At 70.0% G+C, this 12,910-nt stretch carries 7 protein-coding genes; 1 reads left to right on the top strand and 6 read right to left on the bottom strand.

Annotated features, from left to right (window positions below; translation table 11 throughout):
• Nucleotides 1-148: 148 nt before the first annotated feature.
• Nucleotides 149-1,999, top strand: coding sequence for a glycoside hydrolase family 35 protein (locus CP981_RS02365; RefSeq protein WP_085923052.1), 1,851 nt, complete (start codon nucleotides 149-151; stop codon nucleotides 1,997-1,999).
• Nucleotides 2,000-2,032: 33 nt separating this feature from the next.
• On the opposite strand, the gene CP981_RS02360 is transcribed toward CP981_RS02365, so the two are convergent.
• The 6 genes from CP981_RS02360 to CP981_RS02335 form a co-directional block, all read right to left on the bottom strand.
• The gene (locus CP981_RS02360) at nucleotides 2,033-3,373 is read right to left on the bottom strand and encodes an MFS transporter (RefSeq protein WP_085923053.1); all 1,341 of its coding nucleotides are present in this window, start codon (nucleotides 3,371-3,373) and stop codon (nucleotides 2,033-2,035) included.
• A gap of 125 nt (nucleotides 3,374-3,498) precedes the next feature.
• Nucleotides 3,499-4,629, bottom strand: coding sequence for a pyridoxal phosphate-dependent aminotransferase (locus CP981_RS02355; protein WP_085923054.1), 1,131 nt, complete (start codon nucleotides 4,627-4,629; stop codon nucleotides 3,499-3,501).
• A 176-nt stretch (nucleotides 4,630-4,805) separates the two neighbouring features.
• Nucleotides 4,806-6,584, bottom strand: a complete 1,779-nt coding sequence (locus tag CP981_RS02350; protein WP_085923055.1) for an NAD(P)/FAD-dependent oxidoreductase — start codon at nucleotides 6,582-6,584, stop codon at nucleotides 4,806-4,808.
• Nucleotides 6,565-10,503, bottom strand: coding sequence for a non-ribosomal peptide synthetase (locus CP981_RS02345; protein ID WP_085923056.1), 3,939 nt, complete (start codon nucleotides 10,501-10,503; stop codon nucleotides 6,565-6,567). Before CP981_RS02345 ends, CP981_RS02350 begins: the two co-directional genes overlap by 20 nt.
• Entirely contained in the window at nucleotides 10,500-12,155 is a 1,656-nt protein-coding gene (locus CP981_RS02340; protein ID WP_085923057.1) for an MBL fold metallo-hydrolase, read from the bottom strand. The genes CP981_RS02345 and CP981_RS02340 overlap by 4 nt, the downstream gene beginning before the upstream one ends.
• Entirely contained in the window at nucleotides 12,152-12,886 is a 735-nt protein-coding gene (locus tag CP981_RS02335) for a phenylalanine 4-monooxygenase (RefSeq protein WP_158092617.1), read from the bottom strand. The genes CP981_RS02340 and CP981_RS02335 overlap by 4 nt, the downstream gene beginning before the upstream one ends.
• Between the last annotated feature and the right edge of the window lie 24 nt (nucleotides 12,887-12,910).

Raw genomic sequence — 12,910 nt, 5'->3', positions numbered from 1 at the left:
TCGTCGCCCGCTCCCGGCTGAACCGGTGCCCAGTCACGAACCCTTGTGCTCGTTTCTGTTCTACATGACACTCTCAAGGCACAGAAACGCGCACCACTGAACATGTTCGAACCTTGCGTGACGGTCGGTCGAGTCGAGGAGAGCAGAGATGACGCAGTTCAGCCGGCGTAGATTTGTGAGTGCGGCCGTGGTGGGGGCCGCGTCCGTGGGCGTCGCCCTGGGCGCTGGCCGTACGACCCTGGCGCAGGCCGACAGTCCGCGGGGGCTGACCGTGCGCGGAAACGAATTCCTGCTGGACGGTGAGCCGTTCCGGATCCTCTCGGGGGCCTTCCACTACTTCCGGACACATCCCAAGGACTGGCGCGACCGGTTGCTGCGGATGCGGGCCATGGGCCTCAACACGGTGGAGACCTACGTCGCGTGGAACTTCCACCAACCGCACGAGGGGAAGGCCGACTTCACCGGATGGCGCGATGTCGTGTCCTTCGTACGGATCGCGGACGAGGTCGGGCTCAAGGTGATCGTGCGACCGGGACCGTATATCTGCGCGGAATGGGACTTCGGCGGCCTGCCGGCCTGGCTCCTCAAGGACAAGGACGCGCCGCTGCGCCGCTCCGATCCCGCCTACGAGCGGGCGGTGGACGCCTGGTTCGCGGAACTGCTGCCCCGGTTCGTCGATCTCCAGGCCACGCGTGGCGGGCCCATCATCGCCATGCAGGTCGAGAACGAGTACGGCAGCTATGGCGACGACCATGCGCACCTGGAACATCTGCGGGACGCCATGCGGGCGCAGGGCGTGGACAGCCTGCTGTTCTGCTCCAACGGGGCCAGCCAGGAAATGCTCAGGAACGGCAGCCTCCCCGACCTGCTCTCCACCGTCAACTTCGCCGGGGATCCGACCGGGCCCTTTGCCGAGCTGCGTAAATTCCAGCCGGACAAGCCCCTGTTCTGCACGGAGTTCTGGGATGGCTGGTTCGACCACTGGGGAGAACCGCACCACACCACGGATCCGGCGCAGACCGCCGCCGACGTGCAGAAGCTCCTTGAGGCGGGAGCGTCGATCAACTTCTATATGGCGGTGGGCGGATCGAACTTCGGCTGGTACGCGGGTGCCAACCTGAGCGGCCGTCACTACCAGCCCACCGTCACCAGCTACGACTACGACTCCCCGATCAGCGAATCCGGTGAACTCACCGAGAAATTCCATCAGGTGCGTGATGTGCTGGCCAAGTACACCACCTTGCCGGGCACGCCCCTGCCGGCCACGCCGCGCCGTATGCCGGCCCAGCGGGTCGCCGTCCGCGGGTCGGTGTCGCTGATGGACGCCCTCGACGCGCTGAGCACTCCGATACGGCGTACCGCTCCCGTTCATATGGAGGCGGTCGGGCAGTCGTACGGGCTGATCCACTACCGCACCCGGGTGCGGGGGCCGCAGGGGACCAGGAGTCTGCGGCTCACGGGCCTGGGCGACCGTGCGCTGGTGTTCGGCGACGGCAAGCGGATCGGCACCTTTGACCGTAACCAGCCGGACCACACCGTCGACTTCACCGTGGCCGGTGCGTCCGGCACTCTCGACCTCCTGGTCGATCCCACCGGGCGGATCAACTTCGGGGAGGGACTGAACGACCCCAAGGGCATCAGCGGCAAGGTCCTCCTTGGCGAGAACGAACTGACCGACTGGGAGATCCGCCGGCTGCCTCTCGATGACCTCTCGGCTCTGAAGTTCGGCAGCGGAGACGTGCCGACCGGCCCCGCGTTCCATCGGGCCCGGGTCCATGCCGACACCCCCGCGGACGGCTTCCTCGCCTTTCCGGGCTGGGACAAGGGCATGGTGTGGCTCAACGGGTTCGCGCTCGGCCGGTACTGGTCCCTCGGGCCGCAGGCCACCCTGTACGCGCCGAGCCATCTGTGGCGGCGGGGACGCAATGAGCTCGTCGTGCTGGAGATGGAACGGACGGGGGACCGGATCGAGGTGCGGTCCGAGCCCGACATCGGTTAGGTGCCGGCTCGTTGGCCGGTCGGCGTGGTTGCGTTATCTGCCTGGTTCTGTGTGGTCCGACGAAGCCTCTGCCCGCTCTCCTTCAGCGGACTCGGTGCCGCTCAGGGGGCTGTCCGCTGTGCCGAAACCCCGTAGGCGGGGGACCGGGGAGAGCAGGACCGGTGCCAGCGCGGAGAGGAAGAACACGCCGGCCACCCAGAGGATGGCGCGTGGGCCGGCCAGGCTGCCGAGCCATGCGGTGATCAGGCCGCCGAGGGAGATGCCGCCGAAGACCAGGGCCCGGTAGCCGGCCACGACGCGGCCCATGAGGCTGTCGGGAGTGACGCTCTGCCGCAGGGTCGCGGTGAGGACGCTGAAGACCGCGAGACCGCCGTTCATGAGGACCAGAAGGGCGGTGTCGACGAGAGCGAGGGTGGTGCGTTGCCCCGTGACGGCGGGGATGAGCAGGGCGGGGACGGCGATGGCGGCGGCGGCCGCAAGGTAGGTGACGCCGACGGGGAGGCGCCGGGTGAGCCACGGGGCGCAGGCGGCTCCGGCCAGGCCGCCGGCCGCTCCCACCGCGAGGACGATGCCGACGTTGAACCCGAGAATTTTGTTCATGTAAACGAGGAACGCGGTCTGGAAGATGGCCCACGCCAGGTTGTAGAGGCTCCCGGCAAGGGTCACTGCCCGCATCAAGCGTGAACGTACGAGGAAGCGCAGCCCGTCGTAGAGGTCCTGCCAGGGGGTGCCGACCACTCGGGTGGGGGCGGGCTCCGGTCGCTTGATGAGCAGGAGGGAAAGGACTGACACGAGGTAGGAACCGGCGTTGAGTGCCAGGCAGAGGGGCGCGGTGAGCCACTGGACGAGCAAGCCGAACAGGCCCGGCCCCGCGACCTCCGCCGCCGCCTGGCTCATGGACACCCGCCCGTTGGCCGACAGCAGGTCCTCCGAGGCCACGAACTTCGGGAGGTAGGCCGGGAGGCACAGGTCGAACAGCACGGTGAACGTCCCGATGCCCAAGGCGAGGACCACCAGCCAGGACATGGACAGCCACCCGAGTGCCGCGAGCACCGGGATGACCCCGACGAGCAGGGCACGGGCGCTGTTGGCGATCACCAGCAGCGGGTGGCGCCTGCTCCGGTCGACGAGCACTCCCAAGGGCAGCGCCAGGGCGAGGAACGGGAGGTACTCGACGAAGCGCAGCAGGCCCAGGTCGGCGGCGTCGGCGCCGAGCACGACGAGGGCGGTGAGCGGCAGGGCGAGGAGACTGACCTCGGCGCCGAACAGCGAGATCGTCTCGCCGATCCAGAAGATGTGGAAGTCACGGTTGCGGCGCAGCCCTCCTCGGGGCGGGGACTGCGTCGCCGACGGCATCGTCATGTCATTACCCATCAGTGAGACTTCCCGCTCCAGGTGATTTCGCGTCTGAAGGGGTATCGTGACGGCCCGCCGGCCGGCGACGATGGATATCGGTCATGGTTCGGCCTGAAGGACCCGGGCGAGGAGCCGGGGGGAACTCACCTGATTCCCTGAGCTGTTGTGAGACCGGCCTCGGGCCGTCGCGGTGACACCGTCAGCCGACGGAGACGGTCGAACGCCGCGTCAAGGTAGTCAGGAACCGCGCCGAACGAGAGGCGTACCCGGTCGTCCGTTCCCTGCCAGAAGCCGAGGCCGGGCATCAGACGTACGCCCGCCTCGGCCAGTGCCCGGTCGCAGAACTGCTGGGCGCTCGCGTTCGGGTCGGCCAGCTTCAGCCAGAGGAACAGGCCGCCCGGCGGAGGTGCCGCTTCCTCGAAGAGGTCGAGTGTGGAGAGGGCGTCGAGGGCGATGGCGCGGCGCTCGGCCAGCAGCTCCAGGTTCCCGTCCACCGGCCGTTCCAGCAGAGCCGTCGCTGCTTGTTGCGCCACCAGCGACGGGCCCATGCGCAGGCGCTCGGCCACACCGGTGAGTACTTCGGCGACCGCCGGTGCCGTGGTGATCCAGCCGATGCGGATTCCGGGGCAACCGAACGCCTTCGACACCGAGTTGACCTTCACCACATGGCCGCTGTCGAGCACGGCCTGGTCCTCCCGGGGGCGCGTACCGCTGACGATCAGCTCGTCGTAGACCTGGTCCAGGACGAGCAGTGAGCCGTCGGCGCGCGCCGCCTCGGCGTGCAGGGACAGGGCGCCCTCGGCGAGCACGCGGCCATCGGGGTTCGACGGGCTGTGCAGTAACCGCATTCGTGCCGGACGGGCGCTGTCGGGTTCCGCGTTGAGTGGGACGACCGTGGCGCCGAGGTTTTCGAGGATTTCCCGGTAGAAGAGGAAGCTGGGTGCCTGAACGGCGACCCGGTCACCGGGGTTCAAGAAGGTGTGCGCGAGGAGGAACAGGGCCTCGGTCGCACCGTGCGTCACCACGATGTGGTCCTCGGTCAGCGACAGGCCGTATTTCGCGTTCTCCCGGGCCGCGATGCGGCGCCGGAGTTCCCGTTCCCCTTGTGGATCGGGATAGGTCTCGGCGTGGAAATCGACGCGGCCCGCCGACGACGGGAGACCGCGCAACAGGGCCTCTGAGAGATCCCATGTGGGCTGTCCGTCGTGCCGTGCGGCACGTGCCTGACGCTCGATCAAGGACAGCTCGTGCCACTGCCGACACGTCGAAATCATGGGCACTCCTCGGGTAGCTGATCTGCGGCGGCTCGTGTGGAGCCGGCCGGGGTTCCGCGCCGATGCCCGCGGCGACGACGGCCGCGGGCATCGGCGGTCCTTCAGGTCATGACTGGGGCGGATACGGCGAGGCGGTGCAAGAGCCGGTCCGGCTGTCGGAAGAGGGGCCGTCCGACCTAGAGCCGCAGCTCGATCGGCAGCGCGGCCGGTGTCGTATCGGGCTCCGGCGACGGGGCGTCGAACAGTGCCGTCAGGGTCGCGTACGTCTGGTCGAGGGAGCGAGGTGGTGTCGTGGGCTGGAACAGTCCGGCGGACCGCCAGTGCTCGGGGTCCAGGCCGATCGCCCAGGCGTTGAGCCAGGGGTGCTCGCCGAGATGCGCGCGGCGCTCGGGCATGGTGTCTTCCACGGCGATGAGGAAGATCGCCTGGGCCACCTCTTCGAGCACGGCCATGCTGTGGCGGTGGTCCGCCACGAGGTCGGCCACCGACTTGCCCTCCACGAGGTTGCGTTCGTACGCCTCGTGCAGGAACGGGATTTTGCCGTAGTCGATGAAGCGGAAGTCCCGGCCCCGCCCCGCCTTCTGTTCCCACTGCTTGAACAGGCGCTTGACCTGCACGGTCAGGGCGTAGAGACCCGGGGTCGCGGTGCGCACCGCGGCGGCCTTCTCCTCGTCGAGGAAGATGCCGTTGTAGATCTGCGGGGTCGCCGTGGTCCAGGAGAGCAGGGTGTCCCAGATGAACGACAGGGCCATGATGAGGGGCTCGCCGAAGTACGAGTACGAGCTGTGGATGTTGTACGTGAGCCAGTCGTTCTGACTGAGCATGAAACGGCTCAGCTCGTCGACCCGCTCCGGACGCAGAGCGCCCCGGGCGTCCTCGCCGATCAGTCCGATCAGCCCCGAGTTCTCGAAGGCGATCATGTTGGAGCCGGGGGAGTAGAACGGGTCGGCGAAGGCCGCGGCCTCGCCCAGGCAGCCCCAGCGGTCGGCGGAGAAGACCTGGGAGGAGGTGTAGCTGTAGTCGCGGACCGCGAGGAAGTCGAGAACCTCGTGCTGGGGCAGCGCGGACGCCACCTCCGGCTCGTTCTTCTCCAGCCACTCGACGGCGGTGGGGAGGGTGCTCATACCGTCGATGTCATGGATCTCGCCGGATGTCACGATGCCGACGCTGGTGTTGCCGGAACCCAGCGGGATCAGCCAGACCCAGTACCCGGGGCCCATCAGATGGACCGTGGAGAGCCGGCGGTTGCGGCCCGGCACCCGCTCGTGCCAGTCGGCGTTGTCGTCGGAAACGAAGTCCTCGACATCGAGCCGGCCCGCCACGCGGAACCACACGGCGTTGAACTGGCCCTCGGTGGGGCGCTGAAGCCCCAGTTTGCGCTGGAGGTACCGGGCGCGTCCCATGGCGTCGACCACCCACCGGCAGCGCGCGCTCCGGGGTACCCCCTCCCCGTCGACGTAGTGCACCAGGTGTGAGTCCTCACCGGGGCCCAGGTCGACCTCGCGGACCATGCTGCCGGTGGCGATCTCGACGCCGGCCTCGCAGTTCATCTCGTACAGGTCGTTTTCGAGGACACCGCGGTCGATCTGGTAGGTGCTCCGCCCCGGGAAGCCCGACAGCCCGATCTCCGGGGCCTCGGCGAACGGCCGACCCGCCTGGCCGAAGAAATAGCGCAGGCCCAGCTTGGGGAGGTGCTTGTCGGCCATGTACTCGGCGAGTCCGAGGACCGAGGAGAAGTAGAACCCCGCGATGTCCACCGTCGACTCGCCGACTTTATGAGCCGCCAGCGGCACCGGGTAGGTCTGCCCGTCGATCACCAGGACCGAGGCGTCGGGCTGTTCACGGCGCAGCTGTCGGGCGAAGGTGGCGCCCGCGAGTCCGCCGCCGCAGACCACGACGTCGTACCAGGGAGTCCCGTCGGGGGACGCGGAGTGCTCAGGACTGAACAGTGTCACGGGATTCCTCCGGTTCGCCGGGTACGGCGTCGTAGCCCGGGGTGTCGGTGGCCGGCGAGGACAGTGCCTCGGACCAGAGGGCCATCAGCCGTTCGGCGGAGGCCTCGTCGAGCCGGTCGAGGTCGTGCTCAAGGGTGGCGACGAGCTGGGGGGCGCCGCCGGGAGTCGCCGGTTCGAGCGACACCGCGAGCACCACCGGATGGTGCAGCTGGCCGAGGGCGATGCACTCCTCGACCAGGGTCAGCCGGTCGACGGCCTGGCGGGCGTGATGGAAGTGCACGAAGTTGAACCACCCCGCGATGGCCTCGTCGTCCGCGACATGACCGGCCAGCGGGTATCCCGCGTAGGGCTCCAGAGCTTCGAGCCGGGCCTGGACCGCCGCCGTCGAAGGGGGCCGCGTATCGGCGTCCCAGCGGGAGCTGACCGGCAGGATGTTCCAGAACAGGCCCGTGGTGCCGAGCGGGTCGGTGAGCCGCTCCGACCGGCCGTTGGCGACGATGCCGACCGTCAGCTCCGGTGCGCCGCCATGACGGTGGAGCGCGGAGAGGAAAGCCGAGAGACAGCGCGCCTTGGGGGAGAGGCCCTCGTTCCGGGTGCTCGCGAGGATCGCCTCGACCCGCTCCGGGGGCACGACGACCTCCGTGTAGCCCACCCGCCGGAACTCCCGGCGGCGCGGGGTGGCCAGGCCGTCCGGGAGCGTGGCCAGGGTGTCCGCCCAGAAGCCTTGCGCCTGCGGATCGTTGGCGAGTGTCCGCTCCAGCGCGACGAACTCCCGGTAGGAGTCCACCGTGGGCGCCGCGGTCTCGGGGCGGCCGCCGGCACGGAGGGTTCCGTAGTCCTCCAGGAGTTCGTTGCGCAGCTGGACTCCGCTCCACCCGTCCGTCAGCGCGTGGTGCGCGGACATGACGACATCGACTTCGGTCGCGGAGCGCACCACGAGGTGGAAGCGGGTCCACGGCGCGGCGCCGTCGGTGTCGAACGCCTCGGCGAGATCGGCCTCGACGACGGCGTTCAGCACCGTGTCGGCCGTGTCCTCCGGGTGGGCTTCGACGGTGTCGACGAGGGTGGTGTCCGGCGGCAGCACGCACTGGAGCAGCCGTCCCGAGCCGGCCGCGCGGATGATGGTGGTGCGCAGCGACCGGTGCCGTTCGACCAGGCCGCGCAGGGCCTGCCGCAGCACATCGAGGTCCAGCTCGCCGTCGCGCAGCCGCCACCCCGCGACGCAGCGGTAGGCGTGCAGCGCCCGCAGGTCGGGTTCGGCGGACCACTCGACCATCCGCTCCTGGAGGTGCGTCAGCGGGTAGGCGTCCTCGCACCGCGCGGGAAGCTGCCGCGTCTCGTCGTCGGTGAGGCTCACGGATGCACTCACGGCCGGTGTCACGGACTCGGCGGCGTCGCCGCGTTCGGCCACCATGCCCGCGAGCGCGCGAACCGTCCGCTGCTCGATGATGTCGCTGGTGCGCAGGGTGATGCCCACCTGCTCCGCGGCCTGTACGGCCTGGATCAGCCGGATGGAGTCGCCGCCGAGCTGGAAGAAGTCGTCCTCGGCGTCGATCGCGGGCAGGCCGAGGACTTTCGCCCACCCCTCCAGCAGGCGCGATTCGAGCGGGTTCGCCGGTGCGCTGACCGGGCGCTCGGCCAGCCGCCGCTCGTGCAGGTCCAGGAGGGCGCGACGGTCCACCTTGCCGTGTTCGGTGGTGGGGAAGCTGTCGACGAGGTGCACGGCGCTCGGGACCATATAGGCGGGCAGCGTCCGGGCGAGGTGGTCGGAGAGCTCGTCGACCGGCACGTCGCCGTGCTCCGCGCGCCGGCCGCCCGGCTCGCGGACGAAGGCGACGAGCACCCCGCGGTCGGTATCCGCGGCCACCACGGCATCCTCCACGCGGTCGTGCGTGCGCAGCGCGTTCTCGATCTCGGTGGGTTCGACCCGGAAGCCACGGATCTTCACCTGCTGGTCCCGGCGGCCGGCGAAGACCAACTCCCCGTTCTCGTCCCAGCCGCCGAGGTCGCCGGAGAGGTGCAGCACGCCGCCGTCCGGGCGGAACGGGTGCGGGACGAACCGGCGGGCGCTCTGCTCGGGGTCCCCGATGTACCCGGACGCCACCCCGCGCCCGGAGATCGCGATCTCGCCGATGACATGGCGGGGGAGCAGATTCCGGTCCTGGTCCAGGATGTATACCTGCATGTTCGCGCGCGGCCGGCCGAGCGGCACCCCGTGGTAGTCGCGCTGCGGATCCACCCGGTGCAGCGTCGTGTTCACGCATGCCTCGGTCGGTCCGTAGCCGTTGTAGACCGCGACGCCGCGGGCCGCGTACGCCAGCAGGTCCGCCGTATTCGCCGGCTCCGCCGCCGAGATGAGCACCCGCAGGTCGGTCAGCCGCAACGGGTCGAGGGCACTCAGATAGGAGGGCGTCATAGTGGTCGCCGTGACGGCGTGCCCGGCCATCAGGTCTTCCAGACGGCGCGGATCGGCGAGCTCCTGCTCGTCCGGGAGGACCAGCGCCGCACCGGCGAGATGGGTCATCACGATGTCGAGCAGCGCGCCGTCGAACGAGAGCGCCATGAACGCGAGGTAGCGGTCGCTCGGGCCGAGACCGAGCTCGGTGACGTGGTCGAGCGCGACGTTCACCACGCCGGCGTGGTCGAGGACGATCGTGCGCGGGGTCCCGCCCGAGCCGGAGGTCGTGATGACCGCGGCGGCGTCGCCACCCCGCGGGGCCGGCCAGGTCGGCTCGGCCGGTGATACCGCCGCCGTGCCCGCGGGGAACTGGAGGTCCAGACCGCACACGGTGAGCGTGGGCAGGTCGCTGAGGCGGTGCAGCAGGCTGGAGTGCAGCGCCAGGACCTTGGCCTTCGCGGCGTCGGCGATCTGCGCGATGCGGTCGGTCGGGGCGTGCGGGTCGATCGGGACGTACGCGGTCCCGGCGAGCATGCAGCCCCACAGCGCCACCAGGGTGTCCTCGGCGCGCGAGACCAGGACGGCGACCGCTTCCCCTTCGGCCAGGCTCAGATCGTCGCGGAGGTGATGGGCGAACTGCGCTGCACGGGAGTGCAGTTCGCCGTAACTCACCGCCCGGCCGCCCGTGAGGAGGGCGGTCGCGTCGGGATCGGCGGCCGCCACCGCGCGGAACCGGGTCGCCAGCGAGTCGTCCGGCGTGTAGGCGGGCACGTCGGTGGCGGTGAGCGTGTCGAGTTGGTGGAGGATCTCGTCGTCGTCGAGCAGGTCCAGGTCGGCCACCGCGACGCCGGTGTCGTCGAGATACTCCAGCACCTTTTCGATCAGCCCGACGACATGGTCGGCGAACCATTCCGGGAACCGGCCGTGCCGGTCCTCGACCTCGAAGCTGCCCTCCGCCGTATTGATCCTGATGACCAGTTCGGTGCTGTCGTCGACCGGCACGCTTTCGTGCAGACCGGTCTCGGCGACCACCACACCGGTGTCCGTCGGTCCGTCCGCCTGCGCCCACAGGTCGCGGACCGGAAAGCCCTGGACCGCGTACGAGGTGGCGACCTGGTGGCGCACATGCTCCAGCAGCGACTTGAAGCTGCCCCGCCGCTCCGGGCGGAAGACCAGCGGCACCCGGTCGTCATGCCCGTAGGGGCTGTCGACGCCGTGAAGCAGAGGAGTGGACAGCCAGATCACGTCGTGCGCCGAGGTGCGCTGCACGACGGCCACGAGGGCGGAGAGCAGGACGACGAAGTCGCCCAGCGCCTGACCACCACTCACCGCGGTGACCCGGCGGCGGCTCTCCGGCCCGAGAGCGATCCGGCGCCGCGTCCCCGGGGCTGCCGTCCTGGCCGTGACGACGGAGTCGGCCCAGTGCAAGGCGTCCTCGGCGGACGGCATGGCCGCCAGCCAGGCGGCGCGCTGCTGCTGGTGGGCCGGGCCCTGAAGGGCCTCGATTCGAGAGATGCTCACGACACGCTCCAACGCTTCGCACCGTAGAGCCGCTCGGAGTGGCGGCCCTGCTCACGGCAGGTCTCGACCAGCCGCTTGGCCTCCCGGATCGCGAGGGACTCATCGGTGTACGGGATGCCCAGTAGGGGGTAGAGCCAGGGCTCCTCGCCCATCGCGTACACATAGACCGCCGAGCTGCGGAAGCGCTCGACGACGTCGAGGGCCTCGTCGCACGTGGACGCGCGCCCCCGCCGGCTCTGGTCGTGGTCCCGGTCGAGCGGATGGGCGAAGTACGGGGCGTAGACCCAGCTCGCCGGCGCGCCCTCGCACTCCATGCCCAGGAACAGCAGGTCGACGTCGCCGACCAGGTCGTGCACGCGGTCGTAGAGCGCCGGGTTGACGTTGGCCGTGTCGGCCCCGAACAGTGCCGTCAGGCCGCCGAGGCGGACGTGGTAGGTGGACTTCGACCGGATCGCCAGGTCGTGGTGCTCACCGACGAACGGGATGGCGGTGATCGCCCCGTTGGGGAGGTGGGTGACGTCGAGCTCCCGCACCTCACGGACATCGGGGAAGCCCAGATGCTCGACGACGAGGCGCAGTGAGGGGTCCATGAGCCCGCCGCCGTCGTTGCCGGGCACGATGACCGTCCCCACCTTGTGCCGGATCTGGAGCAGGGTCTCGGGCAGCACATGGTCGTGGTGGGCGTGGGTGATCAGTACGTAGTCGATCCGGTCGGGCAGATCCGCGAAGGAGCGGCGCGGCACGTCGGATGCGTGGTCGTAGGGGAGCACGGGGTCGACGAGGATGCTGACCTCGTCGTCCTCCACCAGCACGCAGGCGTGCCCGAAGTAGGTCACCCGGACCTGGCCCGGCCCGGGCCGCGAGTCCGCGCGCTCGCCCGGCGTCCGCGGGGGAGTGGTGGTGAACAGCTCGCGGAAGCGCGCACGGGCACCGGCGTCCAGGCCCAGCTCGTCGGCGAGCTCGTCCGGATCGACGGGTTCGGTGCGGGCGCGGAACAGGGTGTCCAGCGCCGGCGTGGCGAAGGGCAGGTCGAGTTCCACGGCGCCCTCCCAGGCCGCGCCGTCGGCGTCGTCCGGGTCCTCCACCACGGGCAGGCGGGGAGTGGAGAACGCGAAGGGACGGTCGCCGTCCCGGTCCGTGCGCACCAGCCGCAGACACTGCCCCGACGGGTCGGCCAGCGCATCGGCGTAGAGCAGTCGTTCGTAGAGCCGGCACCGTGCCCGGTTGTGGCGGTCGTACTCCAGCTCCACCAGGCCCTGGAGCGCGGCCGGGACGGAGGGGTACAGCGGTTCCAGCGCGCCACCGGTCATGCTCTCCAGGAGTGTGTCGAGCTCGCCGAACGCCGCCACGAAGTCCTGCTGGCGCTTCGCCTTGGTACGGGTCGCGTCCAGCAGCGCCTGGACCTCGGCGACCTTGGCTCCGCCGAGGTCGAGGAACGGGCCGCTGCGCGTCGCCGGGTTCGCCGCCGCGGCGGCGTGCATCGCGGGGGAGCGGACGTAGGACTCCATCATCCGCAGATGACGCTCCATGGTGACGAACGCGGCCGTCGCCGGGGAGACCAGGTGCACCCACGCATACCAGCGGTCGACCAGCGGCTCGACCTCGACATCCCCGCGGAGGAAGTACCCCGTAGTGGTCTGCGGCTTCGTCATGAGCGGTCTCCCTCGTCGACCCGGGCGTCCAGGTCGGCCAGCGCCGACTCGATCTCCGCGAGGTCCTCGATGACGAAGTACCGGTTCTGGAGCTGGAGGATGTCGAACGTCGCGCGCCGCACCACCTCCGGGTCGAAGGCCTCGGTCGCGGCGGCCGGGTCGAGGCACTGCTGGATCTCGTCGGCCGAGGACAGGATGGCGCCGCCCAGCGCCCGGAGCCCGTCGGGCGTCCGTATCAGACCCGCCTCCAGAGTGGTCCACATGATGCTCTGGAGCAGCGCGAGTTCATCGGGGTGCTCCGCGCAGCGGACCCCGATCCGGCCGAACTCCCGGTACAGATCCGCCGTGCGCGGGTGTGCCAGGAAGGGGCCGTGGCCGAACAAGTCGTGGAACAGGTCGGGCAGTTCGGCGAAGCGGATCTCCGCCGGCTTGCGCATCTGGTTGGTGACGGGGAATCGCCGGTTCAAGAGCATGGCGAAGAAGTCGGCCCCCTTCACCAGGCCGTCCACCGCGACGAACGTCCAGCCGGTGATCGCGCGGGAGCGCTCGTTCACCCGGTCGAGATCGGGCACATGATCGGCGGGGAGGCCGAGCAGGTCGAGCCCCTCCAGGTAGATGGCCGGCGCGGCCAGCGGCACGAGATCCAACTGCTGGCGGTAGAGGTGCCGCCAGACCTCATGGTCGGCCGGCTCATGATGGTGCTGGGCCGACAGTATTTCCTGAGTGTCCACCTCTGCTCCTTTCGGCGGGGACCG

Source organism: Streptomyces platensis (genome assembly GCF_008704855.1).
Taxonomy (GTDB): domain Bacteria; phylum Actinomycetota; class Actinomycetes; order Streptomycetales; family Streptomycetaceae; genus Streptomyces; species Streptomyces platensis.
Note: the sequence above shows the minus strand (reverse complement) of the source record. Positions and strands in the feature narration are given on the sequence as shown.

What these genes read in the sequence shown, in the direction of transcription:
- CP981_RS02365 (WP_085923052.1), top strand. Translation starts at nt 149, where the DNA reads ATGACGCAGTTCAGCCGGCGTAGATTTGTGAGTGCGGCCGTGGTGGGG.
- CP981_RS02360 (WP_085923053.1), bottom strand. Translation starts at nt 3,373, where the DNA reads ATGGGTAATGACATGACGATGCCGTCGGCGACGCAGTCCCCGCCCCGA.
- CP981_RS02355 (WP_085923054.1), bottom strand. Translation starts at nt 4,629, where the DNA reads ATGATTTCGACGTGTCGGCAGTGGCACGAGCTGTCCTTGATCGAGCGT.
- CP981_RS02340 (WP_085923057.1), bottom strand. Translation starts at nt 12,155, where the DNA reads ATGACGAAGCCGCAGACCACTACGGGGTACTTCCTCCGCGGGGATGTC.